Consider the following 23,984-nt stretch of genomic DNA (forward strand, 5'->3'; position numbering starts at 1 on the left):
ATGACGCAAGTGCATCCCGACGAGGACTTCCGCCGCTTCCTGGCGGAAGGCCGCTTCATGATCCAGCGTTCGGCCGCCAGCGGCCGGCATGTCTTCTTCCCGCGCGTCGCCGAGCCCGGCACGGGGGCGCCGCTCGAGTGGGTGGAGGCTTCCGGCCGGGGCGTCGTGTATGCCACCACCGTCGTGCGCAAGAAGCCGCCCGAGCCCAGCTACAACGTCGCCCTGATCGACCTGGCCGAAGGGCCGCGGCTGATGAGCCGGGTCGAGGGCGTTGAGCCCGACAAGGTGACCATCGGCATGGCCGTCCAGGCCCGCATCGTTGACCAGGACGGCGAGCCGGTCCTGGTCTTCACCCCGCAAGAGTCCCGGCCATGAGCGACCGATTCCCCCGGGGCCGGACGGCCATCGTCGGCGCGGCCACCTTCGGCCAGGGCCGCGCGCCCGGCTACGAAGCCTCCGACCTCGCCGCCGCCGCCAGCATCGCCGCGCTGGCCGAGGCCGGGCTGACGCCGGCTGACGTCGACGGGCTGTTCTTCTGCCACGGGACCGACACCCTCGGCGGCCTGTCCTTCGCCCAGTACCTCGGCATCCAGCCCAAACTCGTCGACAACAACCGGCTCGGCGGCTCGGCCTTCCAGGCCTATGTCGAAATGGCCGCCTGGCTGCTCGACGCCGGCATGATCGAGGTCGCCCTGATCGCCTATGGCAGCAACCAGGCCACCGCCGCCGGCAAGCTGGTCAACACCGTGCGGCCGATGCCCTATGAGGCGCCCTACCGGCCGCTCAACCCGGTCAGCTCCTACGCCCTGGCCGCCTCGCGCCACATGCATGAGTTCGGGACCAGCAAGGCCCAGCTCGGCGAGGTCGCCGTGGCCGCCCGCGCCTGGGCCGGGCTCAATCCCGAGGCCTTCAAGCGCGACCCCCTGAGCCTGGACGACTACCTGGCCTCGCGGCTGGTGTCGGATCCCTTGAGCGTCCTCGACTGCTGCCTGGTCACCGACGGTGGCGCGGCCGTGGTCATGACCCGCGCCGACCGGGCCCGCGACCTGGCGGCCAAGCCGGTGCATGTGCTGGGCGCGGCCTCGGAGACCACCCACCGCGAGATCGCCTGGATGCCGGACCTGACCGTCACCGGCGCGGCCCGATCCGGCGCCCGGGCCTACGCCCAGGCGGGGTTGGCGGCGGCCGACGTCGATGTCGTCCAGGTCTATGACGCCTTCACCATCAACACGATCCTGTTCCTTGAGGACCTGGGCTTCTGTCCCAAGGGCGAGGGCGGCCGGTTCGTCGAGGGCGGCCGGATCGCGCCCGGCGGCGCTCTGCCGGTCAACACCAATGGCGGCGGCCTGTCCTGCGTCCATCCCGGCATGAACGGCCTGTTCGGCATCGTCGAGGCGGTGCGGCAACTGCGGGGCGAATGCGGCGAGCGCCAGGTGGCCGGAGCTGAAGTGGGCTTGGCCCATGGCAACGGCGGGGTGCTGTCCAGCCAGGCCACGCTCATCCTGGGAACCGCCGCGACCGCCTAGCGCCCAGTCTGCTTCTGACGCTTCCTCAAGGCCGTTTATCGAAGCGGCGACCATTATACCGCCCCGCGCCCGACCCACAAAAAAAGCGGGCGCCGGTCGAAGCGCGCGAAATGCGGTTCAAACCCCCGGCGCCGTGGGCTTTTGTGTTGGCCCGGGACATACGAATGTAGCCCGGGGCGTAGGTCGCCGCGTTGGTCGATGCGCGGGGTTTGTGGGTCAAAGGCGCGCCGCGGCGACCTACGGCGCCGGCCGGGAGGTCGGCGAGGGCCTGGAAGGCCCGTGAATATGTCTAGACATATTTGTTAAGTCATTGATCAGGCGCGTATTTTGGCGCCCAGAAAAGAAGAGGACGCGCGACCGTGGTCGCGCGCCCCAAGTAAACCCTCAGGGTGGGTCTCTTTAAGCGAAGCGGCGCATCGGTTCGGCCATCGGCGCCTGGACCGGCGGCGGCATGATGGCGACCGGGCCAAGGTGACGGGCGACCGCGGCGCGCAGCAGGCGGACATAGTCCTCGGTGCGCTCGACGACGTCGGCGGAGGGGCCGCAGATGCCGAGCACCAGTTGCTCCTCGGCGGTGGCCTGGGGCAGCAGCACGGCGACCATGCCGCCGCCGGCCTCCTGGGCGCCGACCGAATAGCCCTGGGCGCGGATGGCGCGCAGGTCATCGACCAGGGCGTCGGCGGAGACCCGCATCTCGGCCTCGGCCTCGGCGTTGAGCCGGTGAACGATCTTGCGGACCAGGTCGGTGTCCATGGTCGAGATCAGGGCCTTGCCGGCCGCCGAATGGAGCAGGGGGGCCTTGGCGCCGGGCGTCCAGCGCGAGGCGTCGCCCTGCGGCGCGACGGCGTGGATGTACTGCACCTCCAGCCCGACCTTGGTGGCCAGGACGATGGGGGCGTCCGACTGCTCGGCCAGATCGTCCATCATCGGCAGCAGGCAGCCCTGGCGGAAGAAGGAGGGCTGCACCCAGGCGCCGATCAGGGCGACGCGGGCCGAGGGCCGATAGGTGCGGGCGAAGCGGTCGCGGTGCAGGTAGCCCAGGGCGACAAGGCAGCTGAGCAGCTCCGAGGTGCTCGACTGCGGATAGCCCATGGAGCGGGCGATATCCATGACGGTCGCCTCTTCGCGGTCGCTGTTGAAGTACTCGAGGACCTCGAGGACGCGCTGGGCGGACTTGATTTTCTTGGGATCCAGAGCTCGTGCCATTCCAACCTCCCTACGTCTTATTATGTCGTTATGTTGTTATAACAACATGGATCAGAGGTTTTCGCAACGGCATTTTTTGTCCGCACCGGGAGGGCGCGGAATCCCAAGCGTGGCTTGGCTTTGCGGGGTGTGCGGAGGGTCCGGCCGGGGCGGCGCGGCAGAATCGTCAGCTGTGCGAGCGGCCCGCCTGGAACTCGATGGCGTAGCGGTAGCGGTCGGAATGGTAGCGCACGAACACCGCCTCGACCGGCCGTCCGTCGGCCGCATAGTAGATGCGGGTGACGCGCAGCACCGGGTCGGTGGGCGCCAAGCCCAGCTGGCGGGCGGCCGCCTCGCCGGCGACGCCGGCCTCGATCAGCTGCTCGGCGCGGACGATGCGCAGGTTGAGTTCGCGCTCGATCATCCGGATGGTCGGGGTGCCGGACTCGACGCCCTCGCGGCTGACCGCCTTGCCGATGGCCATCGGGAAGAAGAGCTCGAAATAGCCGACCGCCCGACCGTCGAGGAAGGCGGCAAGCTCCAGGCGAACGGCTTCCTCGTTCGGGGCGAGCCGCAGAGCCTCGGCGGCCAGGGCCGGCGGATCGACTGTCTCCATGGTCAGGAAGCGGGTGTCCAGAGAGCCGGCGGTGGCCAGGAATTCGTCCAGCGACCCGACCAGACGCACCGACCGCACCCCATCGCGCCGCTCGGCGACGAAGGAGCCGACGCCGCGGCGGCGGATGATCAGGCCCTGGGAGATCAGCGCGTCGAGGGCCCGCCGGACGGTGATTCGGCTGACGCCATAGGCTTCGCAGAGCCGTTCCTCGGTCGGCAGCGGCGCGCCGGGCTCGAATTCGTCGGCATGAATTCGCGCGCGCAGGGCGCGTTCCAGCTGGTGGTAGAGCGGGATGGGTCCCGGATCGAGCCTCACGCGCGCCTCATAACAACGTCCGTATCACCAGAATGCGTCCACAGCCTGCACCGTCGATCGCGCAAGACAACCACACTTTAGAGAAGCATAGGCCACCGGTGTCCAGGGATCGCGTCGGCGATGCTCGCCCCCGGCGTGTGGAGTGGCGGCAAAATCGTGGGACAGTGCCTGAACGATGATCACCAATGTTGGGCGGGATGACGATTATCAATCCCTTTGACTACCTCGAGGCCGACGGCGGCCCGCGGCTCGGCGCGCCCCTGGGGATGCTGCTGACGGCCTATGCCCAGATGGACCCGGATCGGCCGGCCCTGACCGCCGACGGGGTCACCCTGAGCCGCGCCGAACTGGAAGCGGCCGCCAACCGCCGGGCCCGGCAACTGCGGGACCTTGGCGTCGGTGAGGAGGACGTCGTCGTCGTCGCCCTGGCCAACGGGCGGGAGTTCTACGAGACGGTGCTGGCGGTCTGGAAACTGGGGGCGACGCCGGCCCATGTCTCCCACCGGCTGACCGAGCAGGAGTTCGCCGCCATCCTCGAGCTGGCCCAGCCGCGGCTGGTGGTCGGCGGCACGGCGGCCCCGGCCCGGGCGGCCGGCGCGGTCTTCCTGCCGGCCGACGAGGCCCCTGAGCCCGGCACATCGGCCGAGGCCATGCCGCCCAGGGCCGCCAAGGCCTGGAAGGTGTCGACCAGCGGTGGCAGCACCGGCCGGCCCAAGCTGGTGGTCGATCCCAATCCGGCCGTCTGGGGCGAGGAGAAGATCGCCCTGCGCCGGGGGCCGAACCCGACCGTGGTCAATCCCGGCCCCCTCTACCACAGCGCCCCCTTCGGCCAGATGATCCCGGCCCTCTGCCAGGGCGGCCATGTCATCGAGATGGGCCGCTTCGACGCCGAGCGCTGGCTGGCGCTGGTCGAGCGGCACCGCGCCGACTGGGCCTATCTGGTGCCGACCATGATGGCCCGCATCGCCCGCCTGCCGCTGGCCGTGCGGGACCGCTACGACATCTCTTCGCTGAAGACCCTGGTCCATATGGCCGCCCCCTGTCCCGACTGGGTCAAGGCCTTCTGGATCGACTACATCGGCCCGGACGCGGTCTGGGAGATCTACGGCGGCACCGAGCGCTTCGGCTCGACCATGATCGGCGGGGCCGAATGGCTGCAGCGGCCGGGCTCGGTCGGCCGTCCGAGGACCGGCATCGAGGCGATGATCGTCGGCGAGGACGGCCAGGCCCTGCCGCCCGGCGAGGTCGGCGAGATCTATTTCCGCCGCGCCGGCGGCCCCGACTCGACCTTCCGCTACGTGGGCGCCGATGCGCGGCGGCGCGGCGACTGGGCCTCGTTCGGCGATCTCGGGCGGCTGGACGAGGACGGCTACCTCTATATCGCCGACCGGCGCACCGACATGATCGTCTGCGGCGGGGCCAACCTCTATCCGGCCGAGATCGAGGCGGCCATCGACAGCTGTCCTGGCGTGCTAGGCAGCGTGGTTGTGGGCCTGCCGGACGATGATCTGGGCCAGACGGCGCACGCCATCGTCCAGGTCGATCCGGAGCGGATGGGCCAGATCACCCAGGCCGACATCCTGGACGGTTTGGCCGGCCAGCTGACCATCACCAAACACCCGCGGAGCGTCGAGTTCACCACCCGGTCGATCCGCGACGACGCCGGCAAGATCCGCCGCTCGGCCTGGCGCGAGGAGGCGATCGCCCGGCGGGCGGGCTAGGAGCAATCGAGATTCAAGCTCCGCCCCCAATTCCCCGCTCATCCCGGCGAATGCCGGGACCCATTTCGTAGGGCTCGATACTTGGGATTGGTTGGCCTGAAGCTGCCAGACCGCTTGCCAGCACGCCCACTTGCTCCTCGCGCTCCAAGCCCCTCAATGGGGGCAAACCCCCAACATCGCGCCCTATGAAATGGGTCCCGGCATTCGCCGGGATGAGCGGAATTTAGGGGGAGCGTGAGTCCTAATCCCGCAGCCTGACCATCCCATCGCCGAACGGTGCGTCGCGGTTCTTCAGCGCTTCCTTCAGGCCATGCTCGGCCATGTCGGCCTTGAAGCGGGTGCGGCGGGGACCCTTGGACAGGTGAGCGCGGGCGTCGTTCTCGGCGGCCAGCCGCTGCAGGGTTCGGGAGCCGACGCCTTCGAGGGCCAGGTTGACGATGCGCTTCTGGGCGGCGAGCAGCTCGGCGTCGACGGCGGCCAGCCGGCGGGCCAGTTCGCCGGCGGCGGCGTCCAGCTCCTCGGCCGGGACCGACTCCAGCGCCAGGCCCAGCTTGGCGGCGTCGCGGCCGGAGACGCAGTCGCCGGTCATCAACAGCCGCTTCGCCCACTGCGGCCCGCAGTGGTAGACCCACATATGGTTGGGCGGCGAGCCGTTGGCGCGGGTGGCCGGGAAGCCGATCTTCGCCTCGTCGGCGACGATGACGAAGTCGCACATCAGGGCCAGGTCCGTGCCGCCGGCCATGCAGTTGCCCTGCACCTTGGCGACCACCGGCTTGTGCAGGTCGAAGATGATGGTGGTCAGGGCCTGCTGCCGCTCCAGGAACCAGGCGTCGTCGTCCAGGCTGTTGATCGAGCTGCGGTAGACCACCTCGGGCTCGCTTGCCTCGCGGGCCGCGTCCTCGGCCTTGCGGCCGGCATAGACGCCGCCGAGGTCGTAGCCGGCGCAGAAGTCGCGGCCGGCGCCCTCCAGCAGGATGACGTTGACGTCGGTGCGGTCGTCGGCCTCCAGCATGGCGTCGTGCAGCTCCTGCAGGGTCGAGGGCAGCAGGGCGTTGCGCTTGTCGGGGCGGTTGAGGGTGATGCGGGCGACCCGCTCCTCCACCGCAAACAGCAGGTGTTCCGGCGACTTCAGCCATTTGCCGACGTAGGTCATGGGAAACTCCGATGCGGTGGCGAGCGATCCTGCGGCCCGAGGCGGGCCCGGCGCAAGGGCGGTGGGGTCAGACGCCGCCGGTGACCGGAACCAGCGCCCCGGTCACGGCCCGCGCCTTGTCCGAGGCGAGGAACAGGATGACGGCGGCCAGATCCTCCGGCGTCACCCACTGGCTCCAGTCGGCGTCCGGCATGTCGGCGCGGTTGGCGGGGGTGTCGAGGATCGAGGGCAGCACGGCGTTGACCGCCACCTTGCCCTTCAGCTCCTCGGCCAGGCCCTCGGTCAGGCGATGAACCCCGGCCTTGGAGGCGGCGTAGGCGCCCATGCCGGCGGCGGCCTTCTGGGCGGCGTTGGCCCCGACGTTGACGATCCGGCCATTGCTGGCCAGCAGCTGGGGCAGGGCGGCGCGCGAGGCGTTGAGCGTGGTCTTGACGTTCATCGCAAACAATCGGTCCCAGATGGCCGGATCGCCGTCCGCGGTCGTCTGCCAGACAAAGCCGCCGGCGATGTTGAGGAGGGCGTCGATGCGGCCGAAGCGGGCCGTGACGGCCTCCATGGCCTTGGCGGCGCCCTCGGGAGCGGTCAGGTCGACGCCGCCGAGCAGCAGGGCCTTGTCGCCCAGTTGCCCGGCCAGGCCGGCCGGTGGTGTTGCCACATAGTCGAGCACGGCCACGCTCGCGCCCTGACCCGCCGCGGCGATCGCCACGGCCTGTCCGAGCACGCCGAAGCCACCCGTGACCACCACCACCTTGCCGTCCATCTGTCGCTCCCTCGTGCCGGCCGGATCAGCGGCCGTGGAAGACCGGGCGGCGCTTTTCGGCGAAGGCCCGGATGCCTTCCTTGTAGTCGTCGGAGGCATAGCAGACCTGGAACAGTTCCTCGCAACGATCCAGGTCGCGGTCGACCGGATCCTGGGCGACGGTGGCCAGGGCGAACTTGACCATCTTGGCGGTCAGCGGCGCGCCGCCGGCGATCGAGGCGGCGGTCTTTTCGATGAAGGCGGTGAACTCCTCGCCCTCGGGGATCACCCGGCCGACCAGGCCCTTGTTGTAGGCCTCGGCGGCGTCGAACTGCAGGCCGCCCAGCAGCATGTCCTTGGTCGCCGGGGCGCCGATGATGTCGACCAGCCGGCGCAGGCTCTTGTAGCGGTAGCCGATGCCGTAGCGCATGGCCGGCTGGCCGAACTTCGACTTGGAGGAACAGTAGCGCAGGTCGCAGGAGACGGCGACGGAGATGCCGCCGCCGATGCACCAGCCGTCGATGGCGGCGATGGTCACCTTCTCGGAATTGTAGAGGGCGGTCAGGCCGCGCTCGCCGGTCTGGGCGTAGTGTTCCTGGGCGTTCTCGCCCATCCGCTCTTCCTCGTACTTGGAGACGTCGGCGCCGGCCACGAACGACTTGTCGCCCGCGCCGGAGACCACGATGACGCGGATTTCCGGATCGGACTCGAACTGCTTCATCCCCTCGCCGAGGCCCTCCCACATCTCCAGGGAGATGGCGTTGAGCTTGTCGGGGTTGTTGAAGATGAGCCGACCAATCGCCCCGTCTTTCTGAATGATGATCTTGTCGGTCATGGGGAGTCTCCGGTTTGTCAGGTTCGAGCGCGGCCGGCGGCCGTCGCTCAGATCACGCGGCGGGCGCGCAGGTCTTCGAGGGTCTTGGCGTCGTAGCCCAGGCCCGTGAGCACGGCTTCGGTCTGCTCGCCCACGCCAGGCGGCGGGGTGTAGGACTCGATCGGCGTCTCTGAGAAGCGGATCGGATTGCGCAGGATCTGGATGTCGCCATTGCCCGGGCGCTGGATGGTCTGGATCATCTCGCGATGCTGGATCTGCGGATTGGCCAGGGCCTGGGGCAGGTCGTTGACGGCCGAGGAGGGGACGTCGGCGACGTCCAGCCGGGCCAGCCAGTCGTCGGCCGTGCGGGTGGCGAACACCGCATCGAGGATGGCCAGCAGGGCGTCGCGATTCTGGATGCGGCCGGCGGTGTTGGCGAAGCGCGGGTCCTTGGCCAGCTCTGGCCGTTCGATGGCGTCGCACAGGCGGCCGAACTGGACGTTGTTGCCGGCCACCAGGAAGATGTCGCGGTCGGAACAGGCGAAGGTCTGCGAGGGCACGCCGCCATAGCCGCCGTTGCCGCGCCGCTCGGGCACCACGCCGGAGACCAGGTAGTTCATGGCGAAATGGGACAGCGAGGCCAGGCCGCAGTCGAGCAGGGCCAGGTCGATGTACTGTCCGGACCCACCATTCGAATTGCGGTGATGCAGGGCCGCCAGGATGGCGTTGACGGCGTAGAGGCTGGTCAGGATGTCGACCATCGAGATGCCGACCTTCATCGGCCCGCCGCCCGGGACGCTGTCGGGCAGGCCCGAGACGCTCATCATGCCGCTCATGGCCTGGAAGACGCCGTCGTAGCCCGGCTTGTGGGACAGGGGGCCGGTCTGGCCGAAGCCGGTGATCGAGCAGTAGATCAGCTCGGGGTTGACCGCTTTCAGGCTGGCGTAGTCGAGGCCGTACCTGGCCAGGGCCCCGGCCTTGAAGTTCTCGATGACGACGTCCGACTGGGCCGCCAGTTGGCGGATGATCCGCTGGCCCTCGGGCGAAGCAAGATCGACGGTCACCGACTGTTTGTTGCGGTTGCAGCTCAGGTAGAAGGCCGCGTCGGTGGTCGGCTGGCCGTCCAGGTCCTTGACGAAGGGGGGGCCGTATTCGCGGGACTCGTCGCCCTTTCCGGGCCGTTCGACCTTGATCACCTGCGCGCCCATGTCGCCCAGGCACTGGGTCGCCAGGGGGGCGGCCAGCACCCGGCTCAGGTCCAATACCCGGATGCCCGCCAGGGCCCCCGGGGTCGTGGTCGTCGCGCTTCGAACTGAATCTGATCCTGCCAGCATGGCTCCAAGGTCCCCATACCCGTCGTTCTGACAAGGCGGCGACGGGGCGCAGGGGGGCTTTATCGCGTGGCCGATATGTCCCCCGCCCAGGGCCCGATCACTTGCTCCGGGGGCGCTTTGTCGAGAGGTCTGAGGCCTGCAAGGGGGCTCCTCGCCCCAAGCGCGAGGCCCCATTCGATGAGCGATCCCTTCGTCCTTTACGAGAAGACGGGCCGGGTGGTCACCCTGACCCTGAACCGTCCCGACACCCGCAACGCCCTGGCCGCCCACGCCGACTGCGACGCCCTGGTCGCGGCCCTGCAGGCGGCCGACGCCGATCCGGAGGTCAGCGTGCTGATCCTGACCGGGGCCGGCTCGGCCTTCTCGGCCGGCGGCGACCTCAAGGCCATGAAACTTCGCAACGGCATCGGCCCGCTGGCCACGCCCGCCGACACCCGGGCCAACTACAAGAAGGGCGTGCAGCGCGTCGCCCGCGCCCTGGCCGAGCTGGAGATCGCCACCGTGGCGGCGATGAACGGCCACGCCATTGGCCTGGGGCTGGACCTGGCCTGCCTCTGCGACCTGCGGGTCTGCGCCGAGAACGCCAAGCTGGCCTCCAGCTTCGTCAAGATGGGCATCGTGCCCGGCGACGGCGGGGCCTGGATCCTGCCCCGGGTGGTCGGTTACGCCCGCGCCGCCGAGATGATCCTGACCGGCGACACCTTCACCGCCGCCGACGCCCTGGCCGCCGGCCTGGTCAACAAGGTGGTCCCGGCCGACCAGGTGATGGACGAGGCCCGCGCCCTGGCGACGCGCATCGCCGTCAACCCGCATCGCTCGGTGCGGCTGGCCAAGCGGCTGCTGCGCGAGGGCCAGCACGCGCGGTTCTCCGACATCCTCGAGCTCTCGGCCGCCTTCCAGGCCCTGGCCCACGAAACCGCTGACCACCAGGAGGCTGTCGACGCCTTCCTGGAAAAGCGCACCCCCGTCTTCACCGGAGCCTGAGCCCCATGACCCCTGCAAGTCTCGAGGCCAAGAGCGCGCTGCCCTACATCAAGCGGGCCGCCGACGGCCGCCCCTTCGTCGAAGGCCGCCGCTGCCGCGCCTGCGCCGCCGTCATGGTCGAGGAGCGGCTGGCCTGCCCGGCCTGCGCCGCCCGCGACGGCTTCGACACCTTCGAGGCCGCCGAGGCCGGCGCCCTGCACGCCTGGTCGATCGTCCGCCGCTCCTATCCGGGCATCCCGACCCCGTTCGTCTCAGCCATCGTCGACCTCGACGACGGCCTGACGATCAAGGGCAACCTGATCGGCGTCGAGGCCGAGCCCGAAGCCCTGCCGGCCGGCCTGCGGGTCAGGCTGGTGTTCGGCGACGCGCTGGGCCGCACCGACAAGGACGGCGCCTCGTACGTCGCCTTCTTCTTCGAACCTGAAGCCTAGGAGACCGCCCGTGTCTGACGTCTACATCCTCGGCATCGACATGATCCGGTTCGGCCGCTACCCGGACCGCACCTTCGCCCAGCTCGGCGGCGAGGCGGCCCTGCTGGCCCTCGACGACGCCGGCCTGACCTCGCCCCGCGTGCAGGCCATGTACTGCGGCTCGGTGTTCGGGGCCTACGACATGACCGGCCAGGCCGTGATGCGCGAGATCGGCCAGTCGGGCATCCCGGTGACCAACGTCTCCAACGCCTGCGCCACCGGCGCCTCGGCCTTCCGCGAGGCCTGGATCGCCATCAAGTCGGGCCTCTACGACGTGGTGCTGGCGGTCGGGGTCGAGAAGATGCCGCGCGGCATGCTCGGCGGCGGGGCCGAGACCGGCATCCCGCTGGAGGGCCTGTTCGGTTCGGCCAGCATGCCGGCGGTGTTCGCCGAGTCCGGCATGGAACACGCCCGCAAGTACGGCACCACCTTCGCCCAGTTCGCCCAGGTCTCGGTCAAGAACCACCACCATTCGACCATGAACCCCAAGGCCGTCTACCAGAAGGAGACACCGCTGGAGGAGGTGATGGGCTCGGAGATGATCGCCTATCCCAACACCAAGCTGATGTGTTCGGTGAATGTCGACGGCGCCGCCGCCGCCGTGCTGGTCTCCGAAAAGGTCGCCCGCGAGATGGGCAAGAGCCGCGCCATCCGGGTGCTGGCCTCGGCCCTGGCGTCGGACCCCTGGAACCCGCGCAACCCGATCATGCCGGACGTCAATTCGGTCACCCGGCTGGCCGCCAGCCAGGCTTACGAGCAGGCCGGCATCGGTCCGAAGGACGTCAGCCTGGTCGAGCTGCACGACTGTTTCGCCACCGCCGAACTGCTGCACTACGAGAACCTCGGGCTCTGCGGCGAGGGCGAGGCCGGGGCGATGATCGACGCCGGCGAGACGGCGCTCGGCGGCCGGGTGCCGGTCAACGTCTCCGGCGGCCTGCTCTCCAAGGGCCATCCGCTCGGCGCCACCGGCATCGCCAACATGTACGAGGCGGCCCTGCACCTGCGCGGCGAGGCCGGGGCGCGGCAGGTCCAGGGGGCCAAGGTCGCCATGACCCATGTGGTGGGCCTGGGCACCGCCAGCGCCGTCCACCTGTTCGAGCGCGCCTGACGATGGCCGCCCCGAAGGACGAACGCCGGGAGAACTATCCCTACCGGATCGACATCCCCACCCGCTGGGCCGACGGCGACCCTTACGGCCACGTCAACAACGTCATCTACTACAGCTGGTTCGACACCGCCGTGACCCGGATGATGTACGAGCGCGGGGCCCTGTCGCTGCACGACACCCCCTCGATCGGCCTCTGCGTCGAAAGCCAGTGCGCCTTCCTCGCCCCGGTCGAGTTCCCCCAGACCGTCGAGGCCCGGGTGCGCATCGGCCGGATGGGCGACAAGAGCCTGCGCTATGAGGTCGGGCTGTTCCTCGAAGGCCGCGAGGAGCCGGCGGCGGCCGGCCATTTCATCCACGTCTTCGTCGACCGCGTCACCCGCGCGGCGACCTCGCTGACGCCCGGGCAGAAGACGGCGATCGCTGATCTGGTCGTGGCCCCGGCTTGACAGAAGCGGATGAATACGAAAAACTGAACACCATTCGAAAAAACAACATCCGTCTCATCCGGGCCTGAGGCTCGACGAAGGGGAAACGCCATGGACGCCGTGCTCACCGCTCCCGAGGCCACCAAGGCCCGCCGCTACACCGGCCCGATGTTCGACGCCGACACCCACCTCTACGAGACGGCCGACGCCTTCAGCCGCTACATGCCCAAGGCCTTCGAGGAGAAGTGGGGCCTGCACTACAAGGTCGGCGACGACGGCCAGTTCGCCCTCTACGTCGGCCCGCGCAAGGTCGAGATCAGCGCCGACTACATGACCGAGGACTTCCGCATCCCGCCGCCCGGCAAGCTGCACGAGTGGCTGCGGGCCCAGAAGGAGGGCAAGGCCGAGGTCGACATGCGGGTGCCGATCACCAGCGAGATGACCGACCCGGCCGAACGGGTGAAGTTCCTCGACCGCTGGGACGTCCGTTCCTCGATCATGTACTGCGGCAATTTCGTCAGCGCGATCAGCTACTTCGACGACCCGGCCGCCGCCCATGCGGTGTTCGACGCCTATAACCGCTGGATGCTCGACCAGTGGCGGTTCAACTACCAGGACCGCATCTTCTCCTGCCCGGTGCTGACCCTGGCCGACGTCGACAAGGCCTGCGAGCAGGCCGAATGGGTGGTGAAGAACGGCGCCAAGCTGGTGCTCATGCCGATGGGTCCGTTCAACGGCAAGGCCCCCGCCCACCCCGACCACGACCGCTTCTGGGCCATCCTCAACGAGGCCGGCATCAGCGTCGTCTTCCACGTCTCCGAGGCCATCTATCTGAAGGACCACATGGCCGTCTGGGGCGAGCCGATGCAGAAGTCGCGGCTGCGCCAGAGCGCCTTCGTCTGGATGCATGGCTACAGCGAGCGGCCGGTCATCGAGACCCTGTCCAGCTTCATCTTCTGGAACTTCTTCGAGCGCTTCCCCAACATCAAGCTGCTGTCGGCCGAGAACGGCGCCGAGTGGGTGCCCTCGACCCTGGTCAAGATGGACAAGAGCCGGGGCATGGCCAAGATGGGCTACTGGCCGGGCGGCCAGCTCAAGGAGCGGCCCAGCAAGATCTTCCTGCGCCACGTCGGCGTCGTCGCCTATCCCGAGGACGATCTGAAGGCCCTGGTCGAGCAGACCGGCTCGGCCGACTGGATGATGATGGGCTCGGACTATCCCCACTCCGAAGGCGTGCCGGAACCGCGCGACTTCGCCGACGAGGCCTGCGCCGAGCTGTCGGACGAGGCGACCCGCAAGGTGATGTACGAGAACGGCATGCGCTTCATGGGCCTGCCGTACTGAGGGCCGCCGTTCGCGGTTGATGAGCCGAGCGGGGAAATCGGGCGCCGGTCGTCGTGATACGACGCGGCGCCCGGATGTCCTCAGAAGCGATACCGGAGCCGCTTCTCGGATCCGTAGCCTGGATTGATCTCACCCCAGGCCCAGTAGACGTCCGGTTCCCGCGTATCGCCGACCCGGCGCCAACGTCCTTCGTTTTGCGGCGTGGACGGTTGGGACTTCCCCAGAAAGTCGGGCATCTTCCCGCGCGGGTCGGGGAGAAACTCCCAAAGCTGGTCCTCGACGCGCAGGATGATGGTTTCGGGAAAGTTCCGGTCCGGCCCGGATTTCACCAGCGCCTCGACGTCCGTCGTCGCGGTGACGACTTCCTTGTCGGTCGTGGTGAGGGCGAAGCCCCACTTGTCGTGACCGGCGCTGAAGTGCCCGCCTTCGAAGGTGCCGTCCTTGTAGCGTGTGCCCCAGGTGTACCAGGTCACATGGGTATGATCCCCGGCGAGGGGATCGCCGGCCCCATATTGGACGGCGCCCTCTCCCATGAAGACCTTATCGGCGGCGACGAAGCCCCTGACCTTTCGCCCGGCGATGACGCCTTCCACCTGGAACATCGCGGAGACATAGAACAGGCCGGCGTCAGGTTGTGGCAGATACCATTGCAGTCCCGGTCCGCAGAGCCGCCCCCTCAGTTCCAGAACGCCTTCCTCTTCCCAGCTATAGGCATCCGGGCCGTAGGTGATGCTGTAGGCCCGACCGTCGGCATCCTTGGGGCTGCGCCTGTAGGCGCCGTCCGACGACAGGCCGAACTCCACGCCCTTCCCCGACGCCGCGCCCGCGAACAGGGCCGGGTCGAACCTCAGGCAGCCTTCGCCGTTTCGCGTGGATTGGGCGAGCAGGGTGTCTCGTCCGCCCTTGCTGGGGTCGACCGTGAACCGGCGGGTGATCGAATAGATTTCGCCGTCGCCATCTCGCAGCGTGCCGTATTGGAATGCCGCCTCGAGCTGAAGGCCGAAGTACCCACGGTCTTCGATCATCCGCTTCGGCTCGAACAGGTAGGGCCCAACCAGAGGTCGGTAGCCGAAATTGCCACGGGGCGGCCATCGCAGGGGCGTCGTCATAGCCTTGCTCTCCAAAGGTTCTGCGCCATAAAGGTACGACGCATTACCTTTATGGTTTTCGGCCGGGAATCCTGACAAGAAGATTCTTGTCTGAAGGAGGGATCATCGTGGGTGCGGAGACTGCGCGGCGAGGCAGGCCCACACAGGGTGAGGCTGGGCTCTTGCAGGGGCGGCTGCTTGACTGCGCTCTGGAGGTCTTCCTGGCGAATGGCTATGCGGCGGCGACCATCGACGCCATCGTCACCGCGGCCCGGGTTTCCAAACGAACGGTCTATTCGCGGTTTCCGAGCAAGGCGGCGCTGTTCGAGGCGGCCGTGGGCCGCCATCTGGCCAAGCAGTTTGCGCCGATCGAACAGCAGGACCACAGGCACGGCGACATCGCGCCAAGGGAACGGCTGATCGCCATCGGCGAGCGGTTTTTGCGCGCCGCGCAAGATGCGGAGAGCCGGGCGGTCGATCGGATCGTGATGGCGGAAGCCAGGAATTTTCCCAATCTGGTCAAGAGCCTCCACGCCGCGGGGAAAGCGCGGGCGGACGCGCTTGTTCAGATTTTGATGGAGGAAGCCGGGGTGAGCGACCCCTCCCTGGCCAGCCAGGCCTTCTATGCCCTGCTCGTCATTGCCCCGATGCGAGACCGTAACGTCGATGACGCCTCGCAAGGTCCTGATGTCGCGACGGTGGTCGATTTCCTGCTGGCGAGCCGACCCGACATCGGAACACCGGCCCAACCGAATGGGCAGTGATCTTTAGCTCGGCCTACGCAGCCGTCCCCGAGGCCCGCGCCGCCGACCGCACCACCGCCTGGGTGTAGCGGTCGCGGTTGGCGTCCATCCGCTCGGACGGGGCGCCCAGCGACAGGGCGGCCAGGATCTGGCCGTCCGGCCCGAACACCGGCGCGGCGACGGCCGCCGAGTCCGGCACCGACTCCCCCGAACTGGCCCAGAAGCCGCCGGCCCGCGCTTCGGCGAGCTGGCGACGCAGCACTTCCGGATCGGTGTTGGTGCGCGGGGTGAGGGCGACGAACTTCGCTGTCTTGATGTAGGCGTCCTGATAGGCCTGCGGCTGATAGGCCAGCAGCACCCGGCCGGCCGCCGTGGCGTAGAGCGGTCCGCTCATGCCGATGCGGGTGGCGTAGCGGACCGGCTGCGGGCTCTCGATCGAGTCGATGTAGACGAACCGGCGCATCTCCACGTCCAGCACCGCCAGGGCCACCGACTCGTGGGTCGCCTCGGAGATTTCCCGCATGTAGCCGCGCACGATGCGCGGCAACGACCAGGCCGAACCGATGTCCGCCGCCAGCCGGAAGGCCTTGGGGCCCAGCCGATAGAGGTTGCCTTCGGCGACCAGGAAGCCCTCGGTCACCAAGGGCTTGAGGGAACCCAGCAGGGTGCTTTTGGGCGTGCTCAAGGCCGGGCTGAGGTCGGCCAGCGACAGGCCCTCCGGCGCCTTGGCCAGACACTCCAGCAGACTCAGCACCCGCGACATGGCGCGCGGGCCTCCGCTTTCTCGATCAGGGGAGTCGGTGTCGTCGCGCGCGGCCATGGTGGCAATTGAGCCGCGCCCGCCGGCTAGCGCAAGGGCCCCACCCCTTATCGCAGACGCGGTGAAGCGCCCGTGCCGCCACAGGATGTTTGAACCGCCCCGGCGTGGCGCCTAGGGTTCCTTCCACGCCAGACTGGAGTCCATGATGCTCGACCGCAGCCAGATCGGCCGCGACAACGGAGAACGCTTCATCGATGTGGAGCGCGGCCAGCTGCGCCTGTTTTGCAAGGCGATCGGCGAGACTGATCCGATCTTCCTCGACGACGAAGCCGCCAGGGCCGCCGGCCATCCGGCCATCCCCGTCCCGCCGACCTTCGCCCAGACCCTCAACTACCTGGCCCCGCAGGGCGAGGACCTGGTCATCGACGTGTTGCAGGCCGACCTCGGCAAGCTGCTGCACGGCGAGCAGCGCTACGAGTACCAGCGGCCGATCTACGTCGGCGACCGCATCCGGCTGCTGACCAGGATCGTCGACATCTACGACAAGAAGGGCGGGGCCCTCGAGTTCGTGGTCCTCGACACCACCCTCCACAACCAGCGCGACGAGCTGTGCGCCACCATGCGCACCGTCGCGGTGCTGCGACATTGAGCCCAGCGATGACCCTCGACACCGTCCAGGTGGGCGACGCCCTGCCCAGCTTCACCACCCCGCCGATCTCGGCCCTGACCCTGGCGCTCTTCGCCGGCGGCTCGGGCGATCACAATCCCATCCACGTCGATCCCGAGTTCGCCCAGGCCAACGGTTTTCCCACCGTCTTCGCCCACGGCATGCTGTCGATGGCCTATCTCGGCCGGCTGCTGACCGCCTGGGCGCCGCCTGAGCGCCTGGTCAGCTACGGCGTCCGCTTCGCCGCCATCACGCCCTTGAAGGCGGCGGTGACCTGCAGCGGCAAGGTTACCGAGATCGTCGAGGACGGCGGCCGGCGGATCGCCAAACTCGAACTGACCACCGCCCTCGCGGACGGCACGATCACCCTGATCGGCGACGCCGCCGTGGCGCTGGATTAGAGCCATGGACCTCGACTTCACCCCTGAGGACATCGCCTTCCGCGAGGAGGTCCGCGCCTTCATCGCCCGCGAACTGCCGGCAGCGGTGCGCCGCAAGCTCGAACAGGGCCGGGCCCTCGACAAGGCCGAGATCGTCGACTGGCAGCGGCGCCTGAACACCAAGGGTTGGGCGACCCCCAGCTGGCCGGCCGAGGCTGGCGGTCCGGGCTGGTCGGCCGTGCGCCGCCACATCTTCATGGACGAGATCCATCAGGCGCCGGCGCCGGAGCCCCTGTCCTTCAATTCCTCGATGATCGGCCCGGTGCTGATCGCCTACGGGACCGACGAGCAGAAGGCCCGCTTCCTGGAGCGCGCGGCCAATCTCGACGACTGGTGGGCCCAGGGCTTCTCCGAGCCGGAGGCCGGCTCCGACCTCGCCAACGTCCGCACGGCGGGCCGGCGCGAGGGCGACCACTACGTCGTCAACGGCCAGAAGATGTGGCAGGGCATGGCCCATTGGGCCGACTGGATGTTCACCCTGGTGCGGACCAATCCGGACGCCCCGAAGAAGCAGGCCGGCATCACCTTCCTGCTGATCGACCTGAAGAGCCCCGGCGTCACCATCCGCCCGATCATCACCGCCGACGGCCGCCACGAGGTCAACGAGGTCTTCCTCGACGAGGTGCGGGTGCCGGTGTCCCTGCGCGTCGGCGAGGAGAACGACGGCTGGACGGTGGCCAAGTATCTGCTGTCGAACGAGCGGACCGGCATCGCCCGCATCGGCATGACCAAGCGGCTGATCGCCCGCGCCAAGGGCCTGGCGAACGATCCTGCCACTGGCCTGTCGCCGGCCGAGCAGGCGAGGACGCTGACCAAGACCGCCGCCATCGAGGCCGAACTCAAGGCCCTGGAGATCACCCAGCTTCGCGTACTGGCGGCCCAGAAGCCCGGCGTCCCCGATCCGCGCTCCTCGATCCTCAAGATCAAGGGCGTCGAACTGCGCCAGGCCGCCTCCGAACTGCTGCTGAAGACCGCCGGCCGGCTGGCCTTCGAATTCGCCTACGAAGGCGAGGGCCTGGCCCCTCTGGAGGCCGCTTCCAACTACCTGACCCTGCGCGCCGCCTCCATCTACGGCGGGGCCAGCGAGGTCCAGAAGAACATCATCGCCTCCAGCGTGCTCGGGCTTTGAGGGACAGGCGATGAACTTCGACCTCAACGACGAACAGGCGATGCTGAAGGATGCGGTCGAGCGGCTGCTCGCCGACCGCTACGGTTTCGAGGACCGCCGCCGGCTGGGCCGCGAACCGCTGGGCTGGAGCCGCGAGCTCTGGGCCCGCTTCGCCGACCAGGGCCTTCTGGCCGCCCCCTTCGCCGAGGACGACGGCGGTCTGGGCGGCGGGCCGATCGAGACGCTGGTGATCGCCGAGGCCTTCGGCGCCCGGCTGGTGGCCGAACCCTATCTGGCCACCGTGGTCCTGGCCGGGACGGCGATCCGGCTGTCGGGCGATTCGGCGCTGCGGGCCGAGCTCGTGCCGCTGGTCGCCGCCGGGGAACTGGTGCTGGCCTTCGCCGACGACGAACCGGGCGCCCGCTCGGGCCGGGGTGGTTCGCGGACCCGCGCCCGCTGTGACGGTGACGGCTGGGTCCTCGACGGCGTCAAGGCCGACGTCCTGCACGGCGATGCCGCCGACCGCATCGTCGTCACCGCCCGGACGGACGACGGCCTCGGCGTCTTCCTGGTCGACGCCGCGACGGCGGGCGTCGCCTGCCGCGGCTACCGCACCTTCGACGGCCTGCGGGCGGCCGAGGTCACCCTGGCTGGGGTGAAGACCACACAGGTCCTGGCCCTTGGCGCCGAGGCCGACACCCTCATCGAGCGCACCCGCCAGCACGCCATCGCCTTCATGGCCGCCGAGGCGCTCGGGCTGATGGCCATGCTGCTGGAGGTCACCGTCGAACACCTCAAGACCCGCCGCCAGTTCGGCGAGGTCCTCTCCAGCTTCCAGGCCCTCAAGCACCGCTGCGCCGAGATGCTGGTCGCCCTCGAACAGGCCCGCAGCATGGCCCTCTACGCCGCCATGATGGTCGACGAGCCGGATGCCGGCGAACGCCGCAAGGCCTTCGCGGCGGTGAAATCGGTGCTGGGGACGGCGGCCGTCTTCGTCGGCCAGAACGCGGTGCAGCTGCACGGCGGCCTGGGCGTCACCGAGGAGCACCGGGCCGGCTGGGGCCTGCGCCGGCTCAACATGATCGACATGACGTTCGGCGACGCCGAGACCTGGGCCGGCGAACTGGGCCGTCTCGGCGGCTTCGTCGAGCCCGCCTGAGGGGCGCGCCGTGGACAGCGTGGACTGCGTGGTCGTCGGGGCCGGGGTGGTCGGCCTGGCCGTGGGCCGCGCCCTGGCCCTGGCCGGCCGCGAGGTGATGATCTTGGAGGGCGAGCGGCACTTCGGCTCCTGGACCAGCTCGCGCAACAGCGAGGTGATCCATGCCGGCATCTACTATCCCAAGGGCTCGCTGAAGGCGGTGCTCTGCGTCGAGGGCCGCGATCGGCTCTACGCCTTCTGCGCCGAGCGCGGCGTGCCGCACCGCCGCTGCGGGAAGCTGATCGTCGCTGCCGACGAGAGCCAGCTGGCCGACCTCACCGCCATCGAGGCCGCCGCCCGCGCCAACGGCGTCGATGACCTGGTCCAGCTGACCGGCGACGAAGCCCGGGCCCTGGAGCCGGAGGTCGCCTGTGTCGCCGCCCTGCTGTCGCCCTCGACCGGCATCATCGATTCCCACGCCTACATGCTGGCCCTGCTGGGCGAGGCCGAGGCGCACGGCGCCCAGTTGGTGCTGGACACGCAGGTTCAGCGGATCGGTCGCCGGGGCGATCTTTGGGAGGTCTGGTACGCCGGCGGCGACGAGCCGCTGCTGGCCCGCAGCGTGGTCAATTCCGCCGGCCTGGCCGCCCAGGCCCTGGCCTGGCGCACGGAGGGCCTGGCCGCCGACGACATCCCGGCCCTGCACCTCGCCAAAGGCGTCTACTTCACTTACGCCGGCCGCGCCCCGTTCGAGCACCTGGTCTATCCGACGCCCGAGCCCGGTGGCCTTGGCGCTCACCTGACCCTCGACATGGCCGGCCAGGCCCGGTTCGGCCCCGACGTCGAATGGGTCAAGGACATCGACTACGACGTCGACCCGGCCCGCCAGGGCAAGTTCGAAACCTCCGTCCGCCGCTTCTGGCCGGGCCTTGACGCGACGCGCCTGTCGCCGGGCTACGCCGGGGTGCGGCCCAAACTGTCGGGACCGGGCCAGCCGGCCGCCGACTTCATGATCAGCGGCCCCGCCAACCATGGCCAGGCGGGCCTGGTCAACCTGTTCGGCATCGAGTCGCCGGGACTCACCGCCTCCCTGGCCATCGCCGAGCGGGTCGTCGCTCTTCAGCTCGAGGCCGGCTGATGGGCCAGATCGGAACCTTCGACTACATCATTGTCGGGGCCGGCTCGGCCGGCTGCGTGCTGGCCAACCGGCTGACGGAATCGGGCCGCCACAGGGTGCTGCTGCTTGAGGCCGGCGGGGCCGACCTCAACCCCTGGATCCATATCCCGCTCGGCTACGGCAAGCTGTTCAACGACCCGACGGTCAACTGGCTGTACGAGACCACGCCGCAGCCCGGCCTCAATGGCCGCCGCATCCGCCAGCCGCGCGGCAAGGTGCTGGGCGGCTCCAGCTCGATCAACGGCCTGGTCTATGTCCGCGGCCAGCGCGAGGACTTCGACCACTGGCGCCAGCTGGGCGCCGTCGGCTGGGGCTTCGACGATGTCCTGCCCTGGTTCCGCAAGGCCGAGGACCAGGCGCGCGGCGCCGACGACTACCATGGGGTCGGTGGCCCTCTGGCGGTGTCCGACCAGGGCGAGCCGCACGCCCTCTGCGACGCCTTCATTGACGCCGCCGAACAGGCCGGCCATCCGCGCAACCCCGACTTCAACGGTGAAACCCAGGAAGGCGGCGGCTACTACCAGACCACCTCGCGGCGGGGCCTGCGCGTGTCGGCGGCGGTCGCCTATCTCAATCCGGCCAAGCGCCGGCCCAACCTGACCATCGTCACCCGCGCCCATGTCACCCGTGTCCAGGTCGAGAACGGCCGCGCCGTCGGGGTTGAGTGGTCCCGCCAGGGCGTCCCCCAGAGCGCCCGCGCCGACGGCGAGGTGATCATGTCGGCCGGCGCCATTGGCACGCCGCAGATCCTGCAGCTGTCCGGCATCGGACCCGGCGCCCTGCTGCGCGAGCACGGTATCGACGTGGTCCACGACCTCGCCGGCATCGGCGAGAACCTGCAGGACCACCTGCAGGTCCGCATGGTGCTGCAGGCCACCCGGCCGATCACCGTCAACGACGACCTGGCCAGCCCCTGGCGCACGGCCGGCGTCGGTCTGAAGTTCCTGCTCCAGCGCAAGGGCCCGCTGACCGTCAGCGCCGGCTATGCGGGCGGCTTCTTCCGCACCGACCCGCGCCTGGCCAGCCCCGACATCCAGGTCCACTTCATCACCTTCTCGACCACCAAGATGGGCGACAAGCTGCACGACTACTCTGGCTTCACCGCCTCCAGCTGCCAGCTGCGGCCCGAGAGCCGCGGCAGCGTCCGCATCGTCAGCCCCGACCCCTTCGTCGCCCCGGCCATCGACCCCAACTACCTGGCCACCGAGACCGACCGCCAGGCCAATGTCGAGGGCCTGAAGCTGCTGCGCGGGATCATGGCCTCGCCGGCCATGGCCCCGCACATTGTCGCCGAGCGCGAGCCCGGGCTGGCGGTGCTCGACGACGAGGCCCTGCTGGCCTACTGCCGCGCCACCGGCTCGACCATCTATCACCCGACCTGCACGACCCGGATGGGCGAGGACGACGGCGCCGTCGTCGACTCCCGCCTTCGCCTGCGGGGCCTCGCCGGCCTGCGCGTCGTCGATGGCTCGGTGATGCCGGCCGTCGTCTCCGGCAACAGCCATGCGGCCATCGTCATGATCGGCGAAAAGGCCTCCGCCATGATCCTGGAAGACGCCGCCCGCCCGGCCTGAGGAATTCCCCATGTACCCCGACCTGACCCTGATCATCGACGGTGAGGCCCTCGGCGCCGATGCGCGGCCCGGCGAGCCGGTGTTCAACCCGGCCACCGGCGCGGTGCTGACCCAGCTGCCGCACGCCACGGCCGCCGACCTCGACCGCGCCCTGGCGGCGGCCGAGCGGGCCTTCGAGAGCTGGCGGTGGGTCTCGCCCCTGGAACGGGGCCGGATCCTCAAGCGCGGCGCCGACCTGATCCGCGAACGGCTGGAAGCCATCGCCCTGATCATGACCCTCGAACAGGGCAAGCCCCTGACTGAATCCCGGGGCGAGATCCTCTACGGGGCCGACGTCATCGAGTGGTACGCCGAGGAGGGCCGCCGGGCCTATGGCCGGGTCATCCCTTCGCGCTCGCCGGACCTGCGCCAGCTGGTGATGCTGGAGCCGGTCGGGGTGGCGGTGGCCTTCACCCCCTGGAACTTCCCGGCCCTGACCCCCTGCCGCAAGATCGGCGGGGCGCTGGCCGCCGGCTGCAGCCTGGTGCTGAAGGCCGCCGAGGAGACGCCGGGGACGGCCGTCGCCATCGTCCGGGCCCTACACGACGCCGGCCTGCCGCCGGGCGTGCTGAACCTGGTGTTCGGCGATCCGGCGGCGGTCTCGGCCCGGCTGATCGCCTCGCCGGTCAGCCGCAAGGTCTCGTTCACCGGCTCGGTCGGGGTCGGCAAGCTGTTGATGAAACAGGCCGCCGATGGCATGAAGCGCACGACCATGGAGCTGGGCGGCCACGGCCCGGTGCTGGTGTTCGGCGACACCGACCCGGAGGCCGCCGCCACCCTGCTGGCCGCCGGCAAGTTCCGCAACGCCGGTCAGGTCTGCATCTCGCCGACCCGCTTCTATGTCCATGACTCGGTGTTCGACCGCTTCACCGACCGCTTCGTGGCCGCCGCCAAGGCCATCCAGGTCGGCGACGGGACGGGGGAGGGCGTCGGCATGGGTCCGCTGGTCAACCAGCGCCGCGTCGAGACCATGGAGCGCCTTGTCGCCGACGCCCAGGCTCGCGGCGCGACCGTGCGGACCGGCGGCCAGCGGATCGGCAACGCCGGCTGGTTCTTCGAGCCGACGGTGATCACGGATGTCCCCGACGACAGCCTGCTGATGACCGAGGAGCCGTTCGGCCCGATCGCTCCCATCGTGCGCTTCCAGGGCTTTGACGAGGTCATGGCCCGCGCCAACAGCCTGCCCTTCGGGCTGGCCGCCTATGCGTTCACCGGCTCCAACGAGACGGCCATGGCGGTCGGCGATGGCCTGAAAGCCGGCATGGTCGGGGTCAATACCCTGGCCGTTTCGAGCCCGGAGACTCCCTTCGGCGGGGTGCGCGACAGCGGCCATGGCCAGGAGGGCGGGGCGGAGGGCCTGTCGGCCTATTTCGACGTCAAGCTGCTGGCCCAGGCCCGGGCGCTGTAACACCGGCTCACGGCCGCCTGTGGAATACCGCTTGGAAGGTCGGTTCCTGCTCGTATTATCATACGAAATACAGGGCCGAGTGCGGACGTCGCCGTCCGATTCGCGGCC

The 23,984-nt window shown here is 69.5% G+C and carries 24 protein-coding genes; 16 read left to right on the forward strand and 8 right to left on the reverse strand.

The window, feature by feature from the left end; translation table 11 throughout:
• Window positions 1-375 carry a Zn-ribbon domain-containing OB-fold protein gene (locus AC1RSK_RS03690; protein ID WP_492905647.1) on the forward strand — a complete coding sequence of 125 codons (375 nt, stop codon included), beginning with the start codon at window positions 1-3 and terminating at the stop codon, window positions 373-375.
• Complete coding sequence (locus AC1RSK_RS03695) at window positions 372-1,526, forward strand: acetyl-CoA acetyltransferase (RefSeq protein WP_492905649.1); 1,155 nt, start codon at window positions 372-374, stop codon at window positions 1,524-1,526. Before AC1RSK_RS03690 ends, AC1RSK_RS03695 begins: the two co-directional genes overlap by 4 nt.
• A gap of 399 nt (window positions 1,527-1,925) precedes the next feature.
• On the opposite strand, the gene AC1RSK_RS03700 is transcribed toward AC1RSK_RS03695, so the two are convergent.
• Entirely contained in the window at window positions 1,926-2,732 is an 807-nt protein-coding gene (locus AC1RSK_RS03700) for an IclR family transcriptional regulator (protein ID WP_492905651.1), read from the reverse strand.
• Window positions 2,733-2,898: 166 nt separating this feature from the next.
• Entirely contained in the window at window positions 2,899-3,642 is a 744-nt protein-coding gene (locus AC1RSK_RS03705) for a GntR family transcriptional regulator (protein ID WP_492905653.1), read from the reverse strand.
• Window positions 3,643-3,839: 197 nt separating this feature from the next.
• On the opposite strand from AC1RSK_RS03705, the gene AC1RSK_RS03710 reads away from it, so the two are divergent.
• Window positions 3,840-5,363, forward strand: coding sequence for an AMP-binding protein (locus AC1RSK_RS03710; RefSeq protein ID WP_492905655.1), 1,524 nt, complete (start codon window positions 3,840-3,842; stop codon window positions 5,361-5,363).
• A gap of 241 nt (window positions 5,364-5,604) precedes the next feature.
• On the opposite strand, the gene AC1RSK_RS03715 is transcribed toward AC1RSK_RS03710, so the two are convergent.
• The 4 genes from AC1RSK_RS03715 to AC1RSK_RS03730 form a co-directional block, all read right to left on the reverse strand.
• The gene (locus AC1RSK_RS03715; protein ID WP_492905656.1) at window positions 5,605-6,516 is read right to left on the reverse strand and encodes a crotonase/enoyl-CoA hydratase family protein; all 912 of its coding nucleotides are present in this window, start codon (window positions 6,514-6,516) and stop codon (window positions 5,605-5,607) included.
• Between the two features lie 67 nt (window positions 6,517-6,583).
• The gene (locus AC1RSK_RS03720; protein WP_492905658.1) at window positions 6,584-7,276 is read right to left on the reverse strand and encodes an SDR family NAD(P)-dependent oxidoreductase; all 693 of its coding nucleotides are present in this window, start codon (window positions 7,274-7,276) and stop codon (window positions 6,584-6,586) included.
• Window positions 7,277-7,301: 25 nt separating this feature from the next.
• Window positions 7,302-8,090, reverse strand: coding sequence for an enoyl-CoA hydratase (locus AC1RSK_RS03725; RefSeq protein WP_492905660.1), 789 nt, complete (start codon window positions 8,088-8,090; stop codon window positions 7,302-7,304).
• Window positions 8,091-8,137: 47 nt separating this feature from the next.
• Window positions 8,138-9,403, reverse strand: coding sequence for a CaiB/BaiF CoA transferase family protein (locus AC1RSK_RS03730; protein ID WP_492905662.1), 1,266 nt, complete (start codon window positions 9,401-9,403; stop codon window positions 8,138-8,140).
• Window positions 9,404-9,580: 177 nt separating this feature from the next.
• On the opposite strand from AC1RSK_RS03730, the gene AC1RSK_RS03735 reads away from it, so the two are divergent.
• From AC1RSK_RS03735 to AC1RSK_RS03755, 5 genes are all read left to right on the forward strand, one after another.
• Window positions 9,581-10,387: a crotonase/enoyl-CoA hydratase family protein gene (locus AC1RSK_RS03735; protein WP_492905663.1), complete on the forward strand. Its 807-nt coding sequence runs from the start codon at window positions 9,581-9,583 to the stop codon at window positions 10,385-10,387.
• Window positions 10,388-10,392: 5 nt separating this feature from the next.
• The gene (locus AC1RSK_RS03740) at window positions 10,393-10,818 is read left to right on the forward strand and encodes a Zn-ribbon domain-containing OB-fold protein (RefSeq protein WP_492905665.1); all 426 of its coding nucleotides are present in this window, start codon (window positions 10,393-10,395) and stop codon (window positions 10,816-10,818) included.
• Window positions 10,819-10,828: 10 nt separating this feature from the next.
• The gene (locus AC1RSK_RS03745; RefSeq protein WP_492905667.1) at window positions 10,829-11,965 is read left to right on the forward strand and encodes a thiolase C-terminal domain-containing protein; all 1,137 of its coding nucleotides are present in this window, start codon (window positions 10,829-10,831) and stop codon (window positions 11,963-11,965) included.
• 2 nt (window positions 11,966-11,967) lie between these two features.
• Window positions 11,968-12,411 (forward strand): acyl-CoA thioesterase, encoded by a 444-nt coding sequence (locus tag AC1RSK_RS03750; protein WP_492905669.1) that lies wholly within the window; start codon window positions 11,968-11,970, stop codon window positions 12,409-12,411.
• Window positions 12,412-12,501: 90 nt separating this feature from the next.
• Window positions 12,502-13,734, forward strand: coding sequence for an amidohydrolase family protein (locus AC1RSK_RS03755; RefSeq protein WP_492905671.1), 1,233 nt, complete (start codon window positions 12,502-12,504; stop codon window positions 13,732-13,734).
• Window positions 13,735-13,814: 80 nt separating this feature from the next.
• Here the strand turns inward: AC1RSK_RS03755 and AC1RSK_RS03760 are convergent, their stop codons facing one another.
• Window positions 13,815-14,843, reverse strand: a complete 1,029-nt coding sequence (locus AC1RSK_RS03760) for a hypothetical protein (RefSeq protein ID WP_492905672.1) — start codon at window positions 14,841-14,843, stop codon at window positions 13,815-13,817.
• A 161-nt stretch (window positions 14,844-15,004) separates the two neighbouring features.
• Here AC1RSK_RS03760 and AC1RSK_RS03765 point away from each other — a divergent pair, with 161 nt between their 5' ends.
• Window positions 15,005-15,586 carry a TetR/AcrR family transcriptional regulator gene (locus AC1RSK_RS03765; protein ID WP_492905674.1) on the forward strand — a complete coding sequence of 194 codons (582 nt, stop codon included), beginning with the start codon at window positions 15,005-15,007 and terminating at the stop codon, window positions 15,584-15,586.
• A gap of 13 nt (window positions 15,587-15,599) precedes the next feature.
• Here AC1RSK_RS03765 and AC1RSK_RS03770 read toward each other — a convergent pair whose 3' ends face one another.
• Window positions 15,600-16,328: an IclR family transcriptional regulator gene (locus AC1RSK_RS03770; protein ID WP_492905676.1), complete on the reverse strand. Its 729-nt coding sequence runs from the start codon at window positions 16,326-16,328 to the stop codon at window positions 15,600-15,602.
• A gap of 202 nt (window positions 16,329-16,530) precedes the next feature.
• Between AC1RSK_RS03770 and AC1RSK_RS03775 the strand changes: the two genes are divergently transcribed.
• The 7 genes from AC1RSK_RS03775 to AC1RSK_RS03805 are packed head-to-tail and all read left to right on the forward strand — an operon-like array spanning window position 16,531 to window position 23,876.
• Entirely contained in the window at window positions 16,531-16,974 is a 444-nt protein-coding gene (locus AC1RSK_RS03775; protein ID WP_492905677.1) for a MaoC family dehydratase N-terminal domain-containing protein, read from the forward strand.
• 8 nt (window positions 16,975-16,982) lie between these two features.
• Entirely contained in the window at window positions 16,983-17,393 is a 411-nt protein-coding gene (locus tag AC1RSK_RS03780; RefSeq protein WP_492905679.1) for a MaoC/PaaZ C-terminal domain-containing protein, read from the forward strand.
• A 4-nt stretch (window positions 17,394-17,397) separates the two neighbouring features.
• On the forward strand, window positions 17,398-18,561 hold the full coding sequence (locus AC1RSK_RS03785; protein ID WP_492905681.1) for an acyl-CoA dehydrogenase family protein: 1,164 nt from the start codon (window positions 17,398-17,400) through the stop codon (window positions 18,559-18,561).
• A gap of 10 nt (window positions 18,562-18,571) precedes the next feature.
• On the forward strand, window positions 18,572-19,699 hold the full coding sequence (locus tag AC1RSK_RS03790; RefSeq protein ID WP_492905682.1) for an acyl-CoA dehydrogenase family protein: 1,128 nt from the start codon (window positions 18,572-18,574) through the stop codon (window positions 19,697-19,699).
• Window positions 19,700-19,709: 10 nt separating this feature from the next.
• Window positions 19,710-20,816 carry an NAD(P)/FAD-dependent oxidoreductase gene (locus AC1RSK_RS03795; protein WP_492905684.1) on the forward strand — a complete coding sequence of 369 codons (1,107 nt, stop codon included), beginning with the start codon at window positions 19,710-19,712 and terminating at the stop codon, window positions 20,814-20,816.
• Window positions 20,816-22,429 (forward strand): GMC family oxidoreductase, encoded by a 1,614-nt coding sequence (locus AC1RSK_RS03800; RefSeq protein ID WP_492905685.1) that lies wholly within the window; start codon window positions 20,816-20,818, stop codon window positions 22,427-22,429. Before AC1RSK_RS03795 ends, AC1RSK_RS03800 begins: the two co-directional genes overlap by 1 nt.
• A 10-nt stretch (window positions 22,430-22,439) precedes the next feature.
• Complete coding sequence (locus AC1RSK_RS03805) at window positions 22,440-23,876, forward strand: NAD-dependent succinate-semialdehyde dehydrogenase (protein WP_492905687.1); 1,437 nt, start codon at window positions 22,440-22,442, stop codon at window positions 23,874-23,876.
• Window positions 23,877-23,984 lie beyond the last annotated feature (108 nt).

The sequence above is a fragment of the Caulobacter sp. GW821-FHT11A05 genome (assembly GCF_058809015.1).

Excerpts from the sequence above, each read along its gene's own strand:
- AC1RSK_RS03690 (WP_492905647.1), top strand. The coding sequence starts at position 1 with ATGACGCAAGTGCATCCCGACGAGGACTTCCGCCGCTTCCTGGCGGAA.
- AC1RSK_RS03695 (WP_492905649.1), top strand. The coding sequence starts at position 372 with ATGAGCGACCGATTCCCCCGGGGCCGGACGGCCATCGTCGGCGCGGCC.
- AC1RSK_RS03700 (WP_492905651.1), bottom strand. The coding sequence starts at position 2,732 with ATGGCACGAGCTCTGGATCCCAAGAAAATCAAGTCCGCCCAGCGCGTC.
- AC1RSK_RS03710 (WP_492905655.1), top strand. The coding sequence starts at position 3,840 with ATGACGATTATCAATCCCTTTGACTACCTCGAGGCCGACGGCGGCCCG.
- AC1RSK_RS03715 (WP_492905656.1), bottom strand. The coding sequence starts at position 6,516 with ATGACCTACGTCGGCAAATGGCTGAAGTCGCCGGAACACCTGCTGTTT.
- AC1RSK_RS03720 (WP_492905658.1), bottom strand. The coding sequence starts at position 7,276 with ATGGACGGCAAGGTGGTGGTGGTCACGGGTGGCTTCGGCGTGCTCGGA.
- AC1RSK_RS03725 (WP_492905660.1), bottom strand. The coding sequence starts at position 8,090 with ATGACCGACAAGATCATCATTCAGAAAGACGGGGCGATTGGTCGGCTC.
- AC1RSK_RS03730 (WP_492905662.1), bottom strand. The coding sequence starts at position 9,403 with ATGCTGGCAGGATCAGATTCAGTTCGAAGCGCGACGACCACGACCCCG.
- AC1RSK_RS03735 (WP_492905663.1), top strand. The coding sequence starts at position 9,581 with ATGAGCGATCCCTTCGTCCTTTACGAGAAGACGGGCCGGGTGGTCACC.
- AC1RSK_RS03740 (WP_492905665.1), top strand. The coding sequence starts at position 10,393 with ATGACCCCTGCAAGTCTCGAGGCCAAGAGCGCGCTGCCCTACATCAAG.
- AC1RSK_RS03750 (WP_492905669.1), top strand. The coding sequence starts at position 11,968 with ATGGCCGCCCCGAAGGACGAACGCCGGGAGAACTATCCCTACCGGATC.
- AC1RSK_RS03755 (WP_492905671.1), top strand. The coding sequence starts at position 12,502 with ATGGACGCCGTGCTCACCGCTCCCGAGGCCACCAAGGCCCGCCGCTAC.
- AC1RSK_RS03760 (WP_492905672.1), bottom strand. The coding sequence starts at position 14,843 with ATGACGACGCCCCTGCGATGGCCGCCCCGTGGCAATTTCGGCTACCGA.
- AC1RSK_RS03770 (WP_492905676.1), bottom strand. The coding sequence starts at position 16,328 with ATGTCGCGGGTGCTGAGTCTGCTGGAGTGTCTGGCCAAGGCGCCGGAG.
- AC1RSK_RS03775 (WP_492905677.1), top strand. The coding sequence starts at position 16,531 with ATGCTCGACCGCAGCCAGATCGGCCGCGACAACGGAGAACGCTTCATC.
- AC1RSK_RS03780 (WP_492905679.1), top strand. The coding sequence starts at position 16,983 with ATGACCCTCGACACCGTCCAGGTGGGCGACGCCCTGCCCAGCTTCACC.
- AC1RSK_RS03785 (WP_492905681.1), top strand. The coding sequence starts at position 17,398 with ATGGACCTCGACTTCACCCCTGAGGACATCGCCTTCCGCGAGGAGGTC.
- AC1RSK_RS03790 (WP_492905682.1), top strand. The coding sequence starts at position 18,572 with ATGAACTTCGACCTCAACGACGAACAGGCGATGCTGAAGGATGCGGTC.
- AC1RSK_RS03800 (WP_492905685.1), top strand. The coding sequence starts at position 20,816 with ATGGGCCAGATCGGAACCTTCGACTACATCATTGTCGGGGCCGGCTCG.
- AC1RSK_RS03805 (WP_492905687.1), top strand. The coding sequence starts at position 22,440 with ATGTACCCCGACCTGACCCTGATCATCGACGGTGAGGCCCTCGGCGCC.